This is a genomic window from Xanthomonas hydrangeae (genome assembly GCF_032697525.1).
In the GTDB taxonomy this organism is placed as follows: Bacteria; Pseudomonadota; Gammaproteobacteria; order Xanthomonadales; family Xanthomonadaceae; genus Xanthomonas; species Xanthomonas hydrangeae.
In genome coordinates, this window is the sequence record NZ_CP103836.1 from 2,245,697 (window position 1) to 2,262,644 (window position 16,948).

Below are 16,948 nucleotides of genomic sequence, written 5' to 3' on the forward strand. Positions count from 1 at the left end.
TCGTCACGCATGCATGCGGCGCTTGCGTTCTCACTGCAGCATGTGTGCATCGTGCAGATTCGTCACCCACTTGAAGAGGCCACGCTTGGAGAAGGTCAGGAAATCGGTCCGCCGCACCAGCCGCGCGATCACCATCAATGAGGTGGCGGCGCTGGCGAAGGTCTCGCCGATGACGGTCTCGCGCGTGGTCAACAACAACGGCAGCGTGCGCGATGCCACCCGTGTGCGCGTGCTGCGCGCCGTGGACAAGCTCGGCTACACGCCCAACCTGGCCGCCAGCGCACTCGCCGCCGCGCAAAGCCTGCGTATCGCATTGATCTATAGCGACCCCAGTGGCGCATATTTGCGCGAGTTGCTGCTGGGCGTGTTGCGGGTGGCCTCGCGCACCTCGATCCAGTTGGTGATCGACTGCTGGGATGACCTGGATGCCGACGCCGAACGCAAGGCCGCACGCAAGCTCGCCAAGGGCGTGGCCGGGGTGATCCTGCCGCCGCCGCTGTGCGAGTCCAAGGCCGCGGTACTGGAGCTGGTACGCGCCAAGGTGCCGGTGGTGGCGATCGCCTCCAACCATTTCAGCCCCGACGTTGCCTGCGTGCGCATCGACGAATTCGCCGCCGCCAAGGAGATCACCGAGCATTTGATCGCGCAGGGGCATACCCGCATCGGCTACATCGCCGGGCATCCCAATCTGTCCGCCAGCGCACGCCGTTTCGAAGGCTTTCAAGCGGCGCTGTCCGAAGCCGGCTTGCGGCTGGATCGGCATCTGGTGCAGCCGGGCGACTACACCTACAAATCCGGCCTGGTCGCCGCCGAAAAGCTGCTGGCGCGCAAGCGTCGCCCCAGCGCCATCTTCGCCAGCAACGACGATATGGCCGCCGCTGCAATCTCGGTCGCGCATCGGCGCGGGCTGGATGTGCCGCGTGATCTGTCGGTGGTCGGCTTCGACGACACCTCCGCCGCCACCGCGGTCTGGCCCGAACTCACCACCGTGCAGCAGCCCATCGCCGCCATGGCCGACGCCGCGCTGGACATCCTGTTGAAGACGATACGCGCCAAGGAGCGCACGGCGAAGATGGTCGATCATGTAGTCGCGCACCTGCTGGTCAAGCGGGATTCGGTGGCTGCACCGGCAGCGCCGGATGCAGCAGAACAACCGTAACGCTGCACGCTTTTAAACGCGCAGGCAGTAGGTGATCGCCTGCGTGTGCAGACGATCACCTGCACAGCATCAACGCGTCAGATACTGATTGATCAGGTTCTCGTAGGCTTCCTGGCGGCCGCTGAGTTGCTTTGGCACATTGCCGGCCGCATGTTGGGCTACGTCCACCAATGTGCTGCTGCCATCGGCAAATGCCGCACCGGCGCCGCTGTCGAAGCTGGCGTAACGCTCGGCGCGCCACTGCTCCAACGGCGAAGACGTCAGCAACGCATTGGCCACTTCCAGACCGCGTGCGAACGCGTCCATGCCGCCGATGTGCGCCATGAACAGATCCTGCGGATCGGACGATTCACGCCGCACCTTGGCATCGAAATTCAGACCGCCCGGTGCCAGCCCGCCCTGCCGCAGCACCACCAGCATCGCGCCAACGGTGTCGTACAGGTCGGTCGGAAACTGGTCGGTATCCCAGCCGTTCTGCGGATTGCCGCGGTTGGCATCGATGCTGCCGAGCAGGCCGGCATCGGCTGCCACCTGCAGGTCGTGCTCGAAGCTGTGGCCCGACAGCGTGGCGTGGTTGGCTTCGATGTTGAGCTTGAAGTCCTGGTCCAGGCCGTGCTGGCGCAGGAAGCCGATCACCGTGGCGCTGTCGAAGTCGTACTGGTGCTTCATCGGCTCCATCGGCTTGGGCTCGATCAGGAAATTGCCCTTGAACCCGATCGCGCGGCCGTAGTCGCGTGCCAGGGTCAAAAAGCGCGCCATGTTGTCCTGCTCGCGCTTCATCTGCGTGTTGTGCAGGCAGGCGTAGCCTTCGCGGCCGCCCCAGAACACATAGTTCTCGCCGCCCAACTCGACGGTGGCATCGATCGCGGCCTTGACCTGCACTGCCGCACGCGCCACCACATTGAAGTCCGGATTGGTCGACGCGCCGTTCATGTAACGCGGGTGCGAGAACAGGTTGGCCGTGCCCCACAACAGCTTGACGCCGGTGTCGGCCTGACGCTGCTTGGCAATGGCCACCATGTGCTTCAGGTTGCTCTCGTACTCGCCGATGTCGTCGGCATCCGGCGACAGGTCCACGTCGTGGAAGCAGTAATACGGCACGCCGAGCTTGGTGAAGAACTCGAACGCGGCATCGGCCTTGGCTTCGGCGCGATTGAGCGCGGTGTTGCCCACATCCCACGGATACGCACGCGTGCCCGGACCGAACGGATCGGCGCCGTTGCCGCAGAAGCTGTGCCAGTAGGCCACGGCAAAGCGCAGATGCTCGGCCATGGTCTTGTCGCCGATCTGCTTGTTGGCGTCGTAGACCTTGAACGCCAGCGGGTTGTCGGAGTCGCGGCCTTCGAAGCCGATCTTGCCGATGCCGGGGAAATATTCTTTGGCGCCGATGTAGACGGTGTTGCTCATACGGTCGAACTCCTGCAAATGTTAGCGCTACCAAAATCGCGACTGAAAAAAGCCGCGCCATGCAGCGAAGCCGAAGATGCCATGCCGATCCCGAGTGAAGCGGTCTGCCGGACTTTACCCAGCCCGGCGCAGAAAGGCTTGCTGCGCTGCGAGATGTCCGCCGTGCAACCGGCCTCGCGGCGCACCGCGCAGCCGTGACGGGCTCGCTCGCCATGCGGCACGGCGAACGACCGCAGCACGCCCCACCCACAAGCGACTGACCGCTCATTCAGCCGCACGCGCCGCGCCCCGGCCCGCCGCGCTCGGGGCAGCTACAATGGTCGGCTTATGACCGCTGTCCTGCCGCTGCCGCAACCCCTGGCCGACCCTGCGCCGCGCGACCCGCGCCAGCGGCTGCAGCGTGAGCAGCTGCGCCTGGGCAAGCGGCTTCAGCGGCAGGTGGGCCAGGCGATCGCCGATTTCGGCATGATCGCCGCCGGCGACAAGGTCATGGTGTGTCTGTCCGGCGGCAAGGACAGCTACACCTTGCTGGACATGCTGCTGCACCTGCAGCGCAAGGCGCCGGTGCCGTTCACCCTGGTGGCGGTCAATCTTGACCAGAAGCAGCCGGACTTCCCTGCCCACGTGTTGCCGAGCTATCTGCGCGACCTCGGCGTGCCGTTCGACATCGTCGAGCAGGACACCTACTCGGTGGTCAGCCGGGTGATTCCGGCCGGCAAGACCATGTGTTCGTTGTGCTCGCGGCTGCGGCGCGGCGCGCTGTATGCCTACGCGCAGGCGCACGGCGTGACCAAGATCGCGCTCGGCCATCATTGCGACGACATCGTGGCCACGTTTTTCATGAACCTGTTTCACCATGCCCGGCTCGCGGCAATGGCGCCCAAGCTGCGCAGCGACGACGGCCAGCACGTGGTGATCCGCCCGCTGGCCTATGTGCGTGAAGCCGATATCGCCGCCTACGCGCAGGCGCGCCAGTTCCCCATCATTCCGTGCAACCTGTGCGGCAGCCAGGAAAATTTGCAGCGCCAGCAGGTCGGCCGCATGTTGCAGCAGTGGGATCGCGAGCAGCCCGGGCGGGTCGAACAGATCGCCCGCGCGCTGGGCAATGTGCGGCCCGAGCAACTGGCCGACCGCACGCTGTTCGATTTCCTGTCGCTGGGCCGCCGCAATGACGCAGCATCGCCCGATCCCGATCCCGATTCCAACGCCTGGCTTGCCGCAAGCGATATCACACACGACAGCGACTGACGCGGCCCGTCCGGCCGCCGTCCGTCTTCCACCCTCCACGTTTCCTCCTCTTCGGTCTTACGCATGTTCTTTCGCAATCTCACCTTGTTTCGCTTTCCGACCACGCTGGATTTTTCCGAAATCGACACGCTGCTGCCGCAAGTGCAGCTCAAGCCGGTCGGCCCGCTGGAAATGAGCTCGCGCGGTTTCATTTCCCCGTTCGGCCGCGACGAGCAGGAAGTGCTCTCGCATCGTCTGGAAGATTTCCTCTGGCTCACCGTCGGTGGCGAGGACAAGATCCTGCCCGGCGCGGTGGTCAACGACCTGCTCGAGCGCAAGGTCGCCGAGATCGAAGAGAAGGAAGGCCGTCGCCCCGGCGGCAAGGCGCGCAAGCGCCTGAAGGACGACCTGATCCATGAGCTGTTGCCGCGCGCCTTCGTCAAGAGCTCGCGTACCGATGCCATCCTGGATCTGCAGCACGGCTACATCGCCGTCAACAGTTCCAGCCGCAAGAGCGGCGAGAACGTGATGAGCGAGATCCGCGGCGCGCTCGGCAGCTTCCCGGCGCTGCCGTTGAATGCCGAAGTCGCACCGCGCGCCATCCTCACCGGCTGGATCGCCGGCGAGTCCTTGCCCGAAGGCCTGAGCCTGGGCGAAGAATGCGAGATGAAGGATCCCATCGAAGGCGGCGCGGTGGTCAAGTGCCAGCACCAGGAACTGCGCGGCGAGGAGATCGACAAGCACCTGGAATCCGGCAAGCAGGTGACCAAGCTGGCGCTGGTGCTGGACGACAATCTGTCGTTCGTGCTCGGCGACGATCTGGTCATCCGCAAGCTCAAGTTCCTCGACGGCGCACTGGACCAGCTCGAACACAGCGAAGACGACGGCGCACGCGCCGAACTCGACGCCCGCTTCGCGCTGATGAGCGCCGAAGTGCGCCGCCTGTTCCTGTTGCTGGAAACCGCATTGAAGCTGAGCAAGGCCGAGTAACCAGGCCTTCGGACAGTGGCGTCGTTGAGGCGCAATCCGGGGCGTAAGTCAAAAGCTCTCGGTGAGTCGAGGGCGCGGTGCCCTCACCACTTGCGGGACACGCCGTGAATCCGTCCGTGGAGGCTCAGTGGCGGCATCCATGCCGCCACATGGTCCCGCAAGCGGTGAGGACACCGCACCAGACAGTCAGTCGGTTGTTTTATTAAGAGCTTGTCCGTTGCTCGGCTTGTTTTGGGAAGCTGAGCGGACGCGCCGTTATCCAAACAACGCAGGTCGTGCTTTGCTTGCACTCTGCACACCGACCATCTCGACTGGTCCTTGCCCGCCCACTGTCGCGGGACCTTACGCGGCATGGATGCCGCGTAAGAGCCTACAAGGACGTACTTGCGGCGTGTCCCGCGATGGTGGGCGGGCAAGGGCCCTGCAGCCAAGCCGCAGATCATCCGCTCCAAAACCGACGCATCCACACCGTTCAATCACCTCTCAAGGTGACGAGAGCTACATGGACGTACTTGCGGCGTGTCCCGCGATGGTTGGCGGGCAAGGGCCCTGCAGCCAAGCCGCAGATCATCCGCTCCAAAACCGACGCATTCACACCGTTCAATCACCTCTCAAGGTGACGAGAGCTACATGGACGTACTTGCGGCGTGTCCCGCGATGGTGGGCGGGCAAGGACCCTCCAGCCAAGCCGCAGATCAGCCGCCCAACAACCGACGCATCCACACCTTTCAATCACCTCTCAAGGTGACCGAGAGCTACAGGACGTACTTGCGACGTGTCCCGCGACGGTGGGTGGGCAAGGGCCCTGCAGCCAAGCCGCCGATCAGCCGCTCCACAACCGACCCATCCGCACCGTTTAACCACCTCTCAAGACAACCGAGAGCTTGAGCGTCAGCGTTGTTTGGATGTTCCCAAGCCGAGCGGTTGAGGGCGCGTTGAGCTGAGTGTTGAGCTGCGCGTTGCGCGTTGCGCGTTGCGCATTGCGCTGCGCGTTGCGCATTGCGCCAGGGATGGCGTGATGGATGCAGTGCCACCGCAGATCACGCGCGCGCCGTCATCGAATGCGTCAATCATTCCATCTCACTACCTGACACATCGCAGCGCTATCCTGTGCCCATGTTCAAGCCCGTCCGCCGTCTCATCGCGCCCACACCGCAGCTTGTCGAACGCGACTGCGTGCGTCTTGAACTGGAAGGGCGCCAGATCGAGGTGCTGCGCGTGCGCGACCCGCGCGCGCGGCGCATCAAGCTCAGCGTGGACGAACGCGGCGCCCGGCTGACGCTGCCGATCCGCGCCAGCCTGGTGTCCGGCGAACGGTTTTTGCTGGCGCACCTGGAGTGGCTGAGCACGCAGCTGTCGCGCTATCAGCAGGTGGATGCCTTTCCCGCGCTGGAGCGTGGCGTGCCGGGGCTGCTGCCGTTACGCGGCGTCTTGTTGCCGCTTAGCTGGCACGACGGGCGCTACGCACGCATCGACATCACTGATGACGGCGCACAGTTCCACGCGCCCACGCGACTAGGCGATGCAGGCCTGCGCCGCACGTTGAAGGAATTTTACGAAGCGCAGGCACGTGCCGATGTCGGCCGTTGGCTGCCGAGCTATCTGCCAGGTTTGCCGCGCGCACCGGCACGGGTGCGGCTGAAGGTGATGTCCTCGCAGTGGGGCTCGCTCGCACCCGATGGCTCGATGGCGCTGGATCTGGCGCTGGTACTCGGCCGCCCGTCCGCGTTCGAATACGTGCTGGTGCACGAGCTCTGCCATCTGGTACAGGCCAATCACTCGCCCGCGTTCTGGGCCGAAGTGGAACAGCGCTTTCCGGCCTGGCGCGACGAGCGCAGCTATTTCCACGAACACGGCCGCCAGCTCAAGGCGCAGTTGCGGCGGTTGCTGCAGGCCGAGTGACGGGCGGTGTGCCGCACCGCCCGTCACAAACCTGATGACACCCATGCTGCGATGGCAATGCGTGTTCGCACGCAGGCACAACACGCATCGACCATCATTCGCGCGGCGGCAACTCGGCCAAAAACCCATTGATCACCGCCGCCACCGCTTCCGGCGTTTCCATATGCACGTGGTGCGTACCCGGCAGAAGATGCAGGCGCGCATCGCGCATCAGCGCCACGCGGTGATCGCGTAACGCATCCGGGAAATATACCTGCGCGGGCGTGGCGAAGATGGCCTGGGTCGGGCAGGCGATGGAGGCCAGCAATACGTCGATCTGCGCTTCGGTCATGCGGATCGCAGTGGGCAAGGTCAGACGCGGGTCGCTGCACCAGCTATAGCCGCCCTCGACCGCGCGCACGCCGCGCTCCACCAGCAGGCGTGCGGCCGGTTCGGTGAGCTGGTTGGCCATCATGCGCGCGCGTACCGGCATCTCCATCGATGGAAACACCCGCAGCGGCCGCTGCGCCAGCGTGCGTGCCGAGGCCACCGCATCGCGCAGGCGGGTGGCGGTACTTTCCACCGGCTCGGCCAGCGCGCCCAATGCTTCGATCGCGATCAAGGCTTCCACGCGTTCCGGCGCCGCGGCCGCGAGCAGGCTGGCAACGCCGCCGCCCAGCGAGTGGCCGAGCACGCTGAAGCGCTCCCAGCCCAGCGCATCGGCCACCTGCAGCAGAATCCCGATCGCGCTGCTGAGCGTGTATTCGGCACCGGTCGGCAACCACGCGCTATGGCCGTGACCGGGTAGATCGAGCAGCACCAGATCCAGATCCTGCGCATGCAAATGCGCGCTCAGCGGCAGGAAGCTGGCCGCGTTGTCGAGCCAGCCATGCAGGGCCAACATCCGGCGCGGGCCGCGCGCGTGATTGCGTAACCCTGTGATCCGACCAATCGCCAGTTCGCACGCAAACGGCTCCAACCTCACGCGCGCCGTGCCAACGCGGCCAGTGCCTGCGCATGCGCCGGGCTGGCGTTGAGGCACGGGATATAGCTCAACGTGGCGTTACGCTCGGCCAGCGTTTCGGCAAAGCCCAAGGCCACTTCTTCCAGCGTTTCCAGGCAGTCGGTGGCAAAGCCCGGGCAGACCAGATCGAAGCTGCGCACGCCACCTTCGGCCAGTTTCCACAGCGTCGGCTCGGCGTAGGGCTGCAGCCAGCGCTCCGCGCCGAAGCGCGACTGGTAGCCCATCTGCCATTCGTCCGCGCCCAGGCCCAGCGCGGCCACGATCGCCTGCGCGCTGCGCTCGCATTGCTGCGGATACGGGTCGCCGGCATTGGCCACGCGTTGCGGCAGGCCGTGGAAGGAGAACATCAGCTTCTCGCTGCGCCCGTGCGCCTGCCAATGCGCGCGGATGGAATCGGCGATCGCCGCGACCCAGCCGGCGTCTTCGCAATAGTCCTGGATCACCTCCACCGCGATCTCCGGCGCGCTCGGGCGCCAGGCATCGATCACGTCCTGGATCGAGGCGGTGGTGGTGGTCGAATACTGCGGATACAGCGGCAGTACCACGATGCGCTTGATGCCACGCGCACGCAGGCCGTCCAGCGTCTTGCGCAGCGCGGGCTGGCCGTAACGCATGGCCCATTCCACATGCCAGTCCGGCATCACCTCTTTCAGACCCTCGGCCAGGCGACGCGTGTACACCGCCAGCGGCGAGCCGTCCGGCAGCCACACCTTGGCGTATTTCTCGGCCGACTTGGGCCCGCGGATCGGCAGGATCACGCCGTACAGCAGCGGCTTCCAGAACAGCGGCGGGATCGCGACCACGCGGCGGTCGCTGAGGAACTCGGCCAGGTAGCGGCGCACGGCCGGGGCGGTGGGCGACTCGGGGGTGCCGAGATTGACGACCAGCAGGGCGGTATCGGAGGTGGTATTCATGCCGGGCATTCTGGCAGAGCGCAGCAGCGCTGCCGAGGACAGCGCACCGATCGACCTGATTGACGGCCTCTTGATCGTCCGGTTGCGCTCACCACCGATTCATTGCGCCACCACTAACGTCGCGCCATTGCTATCTTTGACGGATCGTCCTTTGGAGCTTGTCATGCCCCGTTTGTCGCGCCTGGCCCTGTTGTTGTCGTTGACCTTCGCCGCCGGCCATGCCGTTGCCGGCCCGGAAGAGGACCAGCGCGCGCGTAACGCGGTTCGCGTGCTCAACGAGATCATGAAGATCCCCGAGCAGGCCATCCCCGACAAGCTGCTCGACGAAGCGCGCGCCATCGTGGTCATCCCCGATACGCTCAAGGCCGGGTTGGTGATCGGCGGCCGTCGCGGCCACGGCCTGATGTCGATGAAGAACGCCGACGGCAGCTGGTCGCAGCCGGTGTTCGTCAAGCTCACCGGCGGCAGCATCGGCTTCCAGGCCGGCGTGCAGTCCTCCGATGTGGTGCTGGTGTTCCGCAACGACCGCAGCCTGGACAACATCGTCAACGGCAAGTTCACCCTCGGTGCCGATGCTGGCGTGGCCGCCGGCCCGGTCGGCCGCAATGCCGCCGCTGCCACCGATGGCCAGCTCAAGGCCGAAATCTGGTCGTGGTCGCGTGCCCGTGGCCTGTTCGCCGGCGTGGCGCTGGACGGTGCGGTGCTGCAGATCGACGATGCCGCCGACCTCAACGCCTACGGTGGCGGCGCCACGCCGCGCATGATCTTCGAAGGGCGTACCAACGAGCGTGCCTCCACCGACGTGATCGCCTTCCGCGATCGCCTGGAAGAGGCCACTTACACCGCGCGCGCCAACCGCGGCACCGACGGCGCCGTCGAGGGCACCGCACCTGCACCGCGTCCGCAGACCCCGCCACCGGCACAGGCCGCGAGCACACCGCTGCCGCCGGCCAACGAGGCCAGCACCGTGCCGATGCAGCCCAGCGCCACGCCGCCGCCGCAACAGGGATTCCAGCCGGTCTCGGATGGCGAAATTCGCACCGAATCGCTGGACGGCAACCGCTAAACCGCTGTCATCCCCCTGCGCGGTGCGCTGGGGTATCCTGCGTCTTCCTTCTTTTCAGCAAGCGAGCAGATCATGGGCGGTTTCAGCATTTGGCACTGGCTGATCGTGCTGGTGATCGTGTTGCTGGTGTTCGGTACCAAGCGGCTCACCAGCGGTGCCAAGGATCTCGGCAGCGCGGTCAAGGAATTCAAGAAAGGCATGCACGACGACGACAAGCCGGCCGCAAAGCTCGGAGACGACGCACGCACGGCCGAGCAGGCGCGTGAGGCGCAGGCCGAGCGCGACCGCGACGCACGTTGATCCGGAGCGGCGTGCGTGTTTGACATAGGTGTTGGCGAACTGACGCTGATCGCGATCGTCGCCCTGGTGGTGCTCGGTCCCGAGCGTTTGCCCAAGGCGGCCCGGTTTGCCGGATTGTGGGTGCGCCGCGCGCGCATGCAGTGGGATTCGGTCAAGCAGGAACTGGAGCGCGAGCTGGAGGCCGAAGAGCTCAAGCGCAGCCTGCAGGACGTGCAGACCTCGCTGCGCGAGGCCGAAGACCAGTTGCGCAACAAGCAGCAGCACCTGGAGCAGGGCGCCCGCGCGCTGCATGACGAGGTGGGTCGCGATATCGATATCCGCAGTGGTGCGACACCGGTGGCGACGCCGCTGGAGCTGGCGCATGCGGATCTGTCGGCTGAGGCTAATGCCGAGTCGATCGTAGGTACGTCGGCGGCAGGAACGCCGGCAGTGGCCGCCGTCGCTGCACCAGCGGCTGCGGCACCGGTGATTGCACAGGCACAGCCAATCGCTCCGGCGCCCCATCAAACGTTGGTACCGGCCCCACATGACCCCGTGGTGCCAGCGCCGCATGCCGCACATCTCACCAGCGCGCATGCGCCGGTGACTGCCGCACCCATCGATGCGAGCACGCCGTTCGAGCCGAGCACCGCGACAGAGACAGAGACAGAGCCGACCGAGTCGACCAAGATCCAGGAGAAACAGCCGTGAGCCTGTTCGACGACGCACAGGCCGAAAGCAGTCTGATCGAGCATCTGGTCGAGTTGCGCGCACGCCTGGTGCGCGCGCTGATCGGCCTGGGCGTGGTGCTGTTGGCGCTGCTGCCGTTTTCGCGCGCGATCTATTCCTGGCTGGCCGCGCCGCTGATTTCGCAGCTGCCGTTGGGGCAGACGATGATCGCGATGAATCCGGCCGGCGCGTTCTTCGCCCCGCTCAAGCTGACCTTCTTCGTGGCGGTGTTCTTCAGCGTGCCGTGGTTGCTGTATCAGGCCTGGGCGTTCGTGGCGCCGGGCCTGTATCAGCGCGAAAAGAAGCTGGCGTTTCCGCTGCTGGCCTCAGCGGTGGCGTTGTTCTATATCGGCTGTGCCTTCGCATATTTCCTGGTGCTGCCGGCGGTGTTCCACTTCCTGACCACGTTCAAGCCGGACGTGATCGCCATTACCCCGGATGCCAATTCCTATCTGGATTTCGTGCTGGCGATCTTCTTCGCCTTCGGTGCGAGCTTCGAGTTGCCGGTGGCGCTGGTGATCCTGGTGCTGCTGGGCTGGGTCAGCCCAAAGCAACTGAGCGAAGGCCGCGGCTACGCCATCGTCGGCATCTTCATCCTGGCCGCGGTCCTCACCCCGCCGGACGTGGTCTCGCAGCTGATGCTCGCGATCCCGATGTGCCTGCTCTACGAGCTCGGCATCGTCGCCTCGCGGGCGGTCGGACCTAAGGCCGCCTAGCGCGCCCCGCGTCAGGCACCGACAGTGCCAGGCCTCTTCATTGTAGGAGCGCACTTGTGCGCGATGAAGCTTTCCCGGGAAAGCTCCATCGCGCGCAAGCGTGCTCCTACGATCCCGAGTGATCCGGTCGCACGCACATAGTCGCTTGATAGCCAAAGCGCCGTGCTTTGACGTGCCAGGACGACGGCTGGATATACAAAATGGACGCCTGTTTGCACAAGGAGCCAGGCCAACGCAGGTAGCTCGCACCGAAGGTGGGGCTCATCGTAGGAGCGCACCCGGGCGCGATAGAGGCTTTCCCGGGAAAGCTTCTTCGCGCATGAGTGCGCTCCTACATTTCAGGCGGCAAACACGTCCGGGCGCGAAGGCGGGGCCGGCTGCGCAACGGCGCCTTCGTGCGTGAACATCTGCTTCCAGGCCGCGTAGACCGAGCCGGCGAACACCGGCATCAGCACGGCCATCAGCAGCAGCTGGGCCAGCCACATCGCCACGGTCTGCCCGGCGACCAGGCCGACGATCAGCGCCACGATCATCACTGCGAAATAGATCGCGAAGATGGCGATGAAGGCCAGCACGAAGAACACCAGCATGGCCGGCAGGTTGTGCAGGCTTGCGCGCAGGCTCTCGCGCAGCGCGTGGCCGCCGGTGCTGCGGTCGAACATCACCTGCGGCGGCATCACGAACAGCGCCAGCGTCATCGCCGCGAAGGTGGCGATGGTCAGCAGCAGCCACAGCAGGATGCGGCCGGCCGGCAGGCTGGCGGCGAGCTGCTCGATCTGCACCGGGTCCGGCTGCGCGCCGGACTGGCTGATCTGGTTGATCTTGACCATCACCTCGGACAATTGCTGCAGCCCGTTGGCGCCGATCATCACCAGCAGCAGCACGCCCAGCAGCAGGCCGGCAATCAGCTGCGGCAGCAGCGACACCAGCAGATGCGGCGCGCGGCCGTCCTGCAGGCCGTGCAGCAGGTGCGAGGGTTTAGCGATGCGGCCTTCGTCCACCTCGCGGATCGCCCACAGCATGCCGCCCATGAACAACGGGCCGGCCAGTACCAGCAGGAACTGCAACGCCGGGCCAAGCAGCGGCACCAGCACCGACAGCGACACCACCAGGGTGGCGGTCACGCTCCAAATTACCCCCAGCGAGCCAAGCGCCAGTGGCGCCCGCTTCAGCAGCGAGAAACCGGTCAACAGCCATTCTGCGCCGGCAGATGCCGGCACCTTGCGGATTTCGCTCATTCCCATTCCGGATCGACACGCACCGGACCATCCGGCGTGCAGCGATTATCGCTGCTTTTAGGTGTGCGCGGCGGGATGAGCGATCACTGTTTGCAGGCCGCGTGCGTGATGCACGAAGCGGCGCAGCAGCTTGCGGGCGATCGGCGCGGCGCTGACCTCGCGGGCGACCGTGCGGGCGCAGTGGCCGTGGCGGGCGATGCACTCGGCGCGGGCCTGCACATAGCCGCGCATGTGGTGGGTGGCGAACTCCGGATGGAACTGCACGCCCCAGGTGGCCTGGCCCCAGCGGAACGCATGGCAGCGGTCCTGGCGCGAATGCGCCAGCACGATGGCGCCATCGGGTGCGCGCACCACGGTTTGCATGTGCGTGGCGTGCGCCGGGAAATGCGCCGGCAGGCCGGCAAACAAGGGGTCTTGCTCGGCCGGCGGGTGCAGTTCCAGCGCGATGGTGCCGGACTCGCGCCCGGCCGGGTTGTAATCGACCTCGCCGCCCAGCGCATGCGCCAGCAACTGGTGCCCGTAGCAGATGCCCAGCAGCGGCATGCCCTGGTGGGCAGCCTCGCGCAGCCAGTCGGCGCTGCGTTCGCTCCACTCGGCGCGGTCGGTGACATAGGCGGCCGAGCCGCTGACGATGGTGCCGGCAAAGCCGTCGCGGTTGGGCAGGCGGTCGCCGTTGGCGACGTCGATGACCACGGTCTCGCGCTCGGCCAGCCCGGCCGCCACGCGAATCCAGTGCGGAAAACGGCCGTATCGCTTCATCTCCGGCACGGGGTGCCCGGTTTCGATGATCAGGAACGGCAAGGCGGACATGCGGTCGAAACATCCAGCGGCGACTGATGTGCCCGATTGTATGCAGCTCCAGTCGGTTTTTTTCAACTGGCGAGCCAACGCATGCAGCTAAGGTTATGCCGGATGGCTATGTGTTGATGATTTGCTGGCTGGGCGGGGAGCTGGCCATGCGCACTGTGTGGGTAAGAGCAGTGATGGCAGAGATGGTTTGGGTCACGTTGGTCCCCGGCTTGGTTGCCGCGGCAATCGCCGCGCCACTGATCCGGCCGTCCTCGGCCGTGCCGTGTAGCTGGTCAATGGTGAGGCCGAATTCTCTGCCGATTGCGGCATGTGCGTGCTGACGTACCCTCATCCGCCCTTCGGGCACCTTCTCCCGCAGGGAGAAGGGAGCAGCGGCGAAAGATAGGGAGCAGGCCCCTCTCTCTGCCGGGCGAGAGGGCACGGCTTGCGCGCCACTGGCGCGCGTGCCTTCGAGCGCCTGTGGCGCAAGCGCAGGCCGGGACGCGAGCGAGGCCCCTCTCCCGCCGGGAGAGGGGTTGGGGTGAGGGCTGCCTGCGCCGATAACGGTGCAAACCCCCGCAATCCGCTACTCCCGAGGCGGCAACACCGACAACACTTCTTCCACCGTGGTCAGCCCGGCGGCGACCTTCTCCAGGCCCGTCCGCCGCAACGTGCGCAATCCCTCGCCGCGGGCGGCATGGCTGAAGCTGGCCAGGTCGGTGTCGGCGCGGATCAGGCTGCGCAGGCGCGGGGTCACCGGCAGCAATTCGTACAAGCCCACACGCCCCAGATAGCCGGTGCGGCGGCATTCCAGGCAACCGACCGGCGCGTGCACATTGAGCACCTCCGGCAGCGCTTCGCCCGGTTCGCGGATCGCCGACCAGTCGTCGTCGCTGAGCGTGTGCGGGCGCTTGCAGTGCACGCACAGGGTGCGCACCAGCCGCTGCGCCAGCACGCCGTTTAGCGTGGAAGCGACCAGATAATGCGGCACGCCCAGATCCAGCAAACGGGTGATCGCCGAGGCGGCGTCGTTGGTGTGCAGCGTCGACAGCACCAGATGCCCGGTGAGCGAGGCCTGCACCGCCATTTGCGCGGTTTCCAGGTCGCGGATTTCGCCGATCATGATGATGTCCGGGTCCTGGCGCAGCAGCGTGCGCACACCGCTGGCGAAATCCAGGTCGATGTTCTGCTGGACCTGCATCTGGTTGAATTCCGGTGCGATCATTTCGATCGGGTCTTCCACGCTGCACACGTTCACATCCGGCGTGGCCAGGCGCTTGAGCGTGGAATACAGCGTGGTGGTCTTGCCCGAGCCGGTGGGGCCGGTGACCAGCACGATGCCGTGCGGGCGCTCGACCAGCGCGCTCCAGCCGGCGGCTTCCTCGGGGCTGAAGCCGAGTTGCTCGATGCTCTTGAACGCCGAATCCGGGTCGAAGATGCGCATCACGCATTTTTCGCCGAATGCGGTGGGCATCGTGGACAGGCGCATTTCCACCTCGCGCCCGCCCGGCGAACGGGTCTTGATCCGGCCGTCCTGCGGGCGGCGGCGTTCGGCCAGGTCCATGCGGCCGAGTACCTTGATGCGGCTGACCACCGCGGTCATCACCGACGGCGGTACTTCCAGCACCTTGTGCAGCACGCCATCGATGCGAAAGCGCATGCGCCCGGCCTCGCGGCGCGGCTCCAGGTGGATGTCGCTTGCGCGTTGTTCGTAGGCGTATTGCAGCAGCCAGTCGACGATATGCACGATGTGGTGGTCGTCGGCATTGACGTCGCCGGCGCGGCCCAACTCCACCAATTGCTCGAAGCTGGGCAGGCCCGCGCCCGGCTCGGCGCTGCGCACATCGCCGCGCGCGCCGCGCACCGACTGGGTCACGCCGAAGAACTCCATCGTGTAGCGATGCAGGTCCAGCGGGTTGATCAGCGCCAGCTCGATCCGACGCCGGCTCAGATGCTGCACGTCGGCCAGCCATTCCAGCGCCAGCGGCTCGCTGGTGGCGATCAGCACGCGCTCGGCATCCAGCGCCAGCGGCAGGATGCGGTGGCGGCGTGCGTAGGCATGCGACACCACGCCGGTGACCGCGGCCACATCGATGCGGGTGGGATCGATGCGCAGATAGCGCAGGCCGGTGCGGGTGGCCAGCCATTCGGTCAGCCGTTCCAGGCCGAGTTCGCCGGCCGGCGGCTGCGCGGCATGCAGTTTGAGGTTGGCCAGCAGCACCAGCGGATGCACTTCGCTGGCGTTGCGTACGCCGGCGGCTGAGAACTGCACGCGTTCGTGTTCGTGCGGCACCACCATGCCATCGGCAAGCAACGCGGCAGCGATCGGGTCGAACATCAGCCGGCCGCGCGGTAGCAGTGCCACTGCGCCTTCAGGATCGGCCGTACGCCGCTGTTCCATGCTCGATGTTCCCCTGCCGCAGTGCTCCGCGGCAAAGCGCTGCGGGTCGGCCGGTATACTAGCGCACCCCTTCCGCACGGCCCTTGCTGCATGTCCGATTCCCGGCGCGTTCCAATCACTTTCCAGGGCCTGATCCAGACCCTCAACCAGTACTGGGCCGAGCAAGGCTGCGTGCTGATCCAGCCGCTGGACCTGGAAGTGGGCGCAGGCACGTTCCATCCGGCCACCTTCCTGCGCGCGCTGGGGCCGGAGCCGTGGAATGCGGCTTACGTGCAGCCCTCGCGCCGCCCCACCGACGGCCGCTACGGCGAAAACCCCAACCGCCTGCAGCGCTATTACCAGTACCAGGTGGCGATGAAGCCCAACCCGGACAACATCCAGGATTTGTATCTGGGCTCGTTGCAGGCGCTGGGCATCGACCCGCTGGTGCACGACCTGCGCTTTGTCGAAGACAACTGGGAATCGCCGACCCTCGGCGCCTGGGGCCTGGGCTGGGAAGTGTGGCTCAACGGCATGGAGGTGACCCAGTTCACCTACTTCCAGCAGGCTGGCGGGCTGGAGTGCAAACCGGTGTTGGGCGAGATCACCTATGGGTTGGAACGGCTGTGCATGTACCTGCAGAGCTGCGACAACGTCTACGACCTGGTGTGGACCTACGGCCCGGACGGCACCCCGGTGAGCTACGGCGATGTGTACCACCAGAACGAAGTGGAGCAGAGCGCCTACAACTTCGAGCATGCCAATGTGGCCGAGCTGTTCCATCGGTTCGACGCCTGCGAGGCCGAGGCTAAGCAGTTGATCGAGGTCGGCTTGCCGCTGCCGGCGTATGAGCAGGTGACCAAGGCCAGCCACGCGTTCAATCTGCTGGACGCACGCCGCGCGATCAGCGTGACCGAGCGCCAGCGCTACATCCTGCGCGTGCGCACGTTGTCGCAAGGCGTGGCGCAGGCGTATTACGCACAACGCGAGAAGCTGGGCTTTCCCGGGGTAAAGAAGTAACTCAACGCCCCTCTCCCCCCGGGAGAGGGGTTGGGGTGAGGGTACGGAGGCGCAGCCCTCCTGCACCCAAACTCCAAAGAGCTTCGCCCGTACCCTCATCCGCCCCTTTCGGGGCACCTTCTCCCGACG

The 16,948-nt window shown here is 66.0% G+C and carries 16 protein-coding genes; 9 read left to right on the top strand and 7 right to left on the bottom strand.

Going from position 1 to position 16,948, the window contains the following annotated elements; all coding sequences use genetic code 11:
- Positions 1-30: 30 nt before the first annotated feature.
- Positions 31-192, bottom strand: a complete 162-nt coding sequence (locus tag NYR97_RS09280) for a hypothetical protein (protein WP_316697655.1) — start codon at positions 190-192, stop codon at positions 31-33.
- Here NYR97_RS09280 and NYR97_RS09285 point away from each other — a divergent pair.
- Positions 143-1,159, top strand: a complete 1,017-nt coding sequence (locus tag NYR97_RS09285) for a LacI family DNA-binding transcriptional regulator (protein WP_316697656.1) — start codon at positions 143-145, stop codon at positions 1,157-1,159. The genes NYR97_RS09280 and NYR97_RS09285 overlap by 50 nt on opposite strands.
- A 69-nt stretch (positions 1,160-1,228) precedes the next feature.
- Here the strand turns inward: NYR97_RS09285 and xylA are convergent, their stop codons facing one another.
- The gene (gene xylA, locus NYR97_RS09290; RefSeq protein ID WP_316697658.1) at positions 1,229-2,566 is read right to left on the bottom strand and encodes a xylose isomerase; all 1,338 of its coding nucleotides are present in this window, start codon (positions 2,564-2,566) and stop codon (positions 1,229-1,231) included.
- A gap of 327 nt (positions 2,567-2,893) precedes the next feature.
- On the opposite strand from xylA, the gene ttcA reads away from it, so the two are divergent.
- The 3 genes from ttcA to NYR97_RS09305 all read left to right on the top strand — a co-directional run bounded on the left by ttcA (position 2,894) and on the right by NYR97_RS09305 (position 6,685).
- Positions 2,894-3,814 (top strand): tRNA 2-thiocytidine(32) synthetase TtcA, encoded by a 921-nt coding sequence (gene ttcA / locus NYR97_RS09295; RefSeq protein ID WP_316697659.1) that lies wholly within the window; start codon positions 2,894-2,896, stop codon positions 3,812-3,814.
- Positions 3,815-3,877: 63 nt separating this feature from the next.
- Positions 3,878-4,783, top strand: coding sequence for a recombination-associated protein RdgC (locus tag NYR97_RS09300; protein WP_316697660.1), 906 nt, complete (start codon positions 3,878-3,880; stop codon positions 4,781-4,783).
- A 1,116-nt stretch (positions 4,784-5,899) separates the two neighbouring features.
- Positions 5,900-6,685 carry a YgjP family zinc-dependent metalloprotease gene (locus NYR97_RS09305; RefSeq protein WP_205392967.1) on the top strand — a complete coding sequence of 262 codons (786 nt, stop codon included), beginning with the start codon at positions 5,900-5,902 and terminating at the stop codon, positions 6,683-6,685.
- 94 nt (positions 6,686-6,779) lie between these two features.
- Here NYR97_RS09305 and NYR97_RS09310 read toward each other — a convergent pair whose 3' ends face one another.
- Together NYR97_RS09310 and hemH are read right to left on the bottom strand one after the other, a co-directional pair.
- Entirely contained in the window at positions 6,780-7,643 is an 864-nt protein-coding gene (locus tag NYR97_RS09310; protein WP_316697661.1) for an alpha/beta fold hydrolase, read from the bottom strand.
- A 2-nt stretch (positions 7,644-7,645) separates the two neighbouring features.
- On the bottom strand, positions 7,646-8,611 hold the full coding sequence (hemH, locus tag NYR97_RS09315) for a ferrochelatase (RefSeq protein ID WP_316697663.1): 966 nt from the start codon (positions 8,609-8,611) through the stop codon (positions 7,646-7,648).
- Positions 8,612-8,765: 154 nt separating this feature from the next.
- Here hemH and NYR97_RS09320 point away from each other — a divergent pair, with 154 nt between their 5' ends.
- From NYR97_RS09320 to tatC, 4 genes are all read left to right on the top strand, one after another.
- Positions 8,766-9,668, top strand: a complete 903-nt coding sequence (locus tag NYR97_RS09320; protein WP_316697664.1) for a lipid-binding SYLF domain-containing protein — start codon at positions 8,766-8,768, stop codon at positions 9,666-9,668.
- Positions 9,669-9,740: 72 nt separating this feature from the next.
- Positions 9,741-9,968: a Sec-independent protein translocase subunit TatA gene (gene tatA, locus NYR97_RS09325; protein WP_006449086.1), complete on the top strand. Its 228-nt coding sequence runs from the start codon at positions 9,741-9,743 to the stop codon at positions 9,966-9,968.
- Positions 9,969-9,983: 15 nt separating this feature from the next.
- Entirely contained in the window at positions 9,984-10,658 is a 675-nt protein-coding gene (gene tatB, locus NYR97_RS09330; protein ID WP_316697665.1) for a Sec-independent protein translocase protein TatB, read from the top strand.
- Complete coding sequence (gene tatC, locus NYR97_RS09335; RefSeq protein ID WP_205392962.1) at positions 10,655-11,392, top strand: twin-arginine translocase subunit TatC; 738 nt, start codon at positions 10,655-10,657, stop codon at positions 11,390-11,392. Before tatB ends, tatC begins: the two co-directional genes overlap by 4 nt.
- A gap of 338 nt (positions 11,393-11,730) precedes the next feature.
- On the opposite strand, the gene NYR97_RS09340 is transcribed toward tatC, so the two are convergent.
- From NYR97_RS09340 to NYR97_RS09350, 3 genes are all read right to left on the bottom strand, one after another.
- The gene (locus NYR97_RS09340) at positions 11,731-12,630 is read right to left on the bottom strand and encodes a BPSS1780 family membrane protein (RefSeq protein WP_115039108.1); all 900 of its coding nucleotides are present in this window, start codon (positions 12,628-12,630) and stop codon (positions 11,731-11,733) included.
- 57 nt (positions 12,631-12,687) lie between these two features.
- Positions 12,688-13,440: a glutamine amidotransferase gene (locus NYR97_RS09345; RefSeq protein WP_316697666.1), complete on the bottom strand. Its 753-nt coding sequence runs from the start codon at positions 13,438-13,440 to the stop codon at positions 12,688-12,690.
- Between the two features lie 565 nt (positions 13,441-14,005).
- A complete protein-coding gene (locus NYR97_RS09350) occupies positions 14,006-15,820 on the bottom strand; it encodes a GspE/PulE family protein (RefSeq protein WP_316697667.1) in 1,815 nt (604 codons plus the stop codon).
- Between the two features lie 90 nt (positions 15,821-15,910).
- Here NYR97_RS09350 and glyQ point away from each other — a divergent pair, with 90 nt between their 5' ends.
- On the top strand, positions 15,911-16,819 hold the full coding sequence (gene glyQ, locus NYR97_RS09355) for a glycine--tRNA ligase subunit alpha (protein ID WP_006449095.1): 909 nt from the start codon (positions 15,911-15,913) through the stop codon (positions 16,817-16,819).
- Positions 16,820-16,948: the final 129 nt, after the last annotated feature.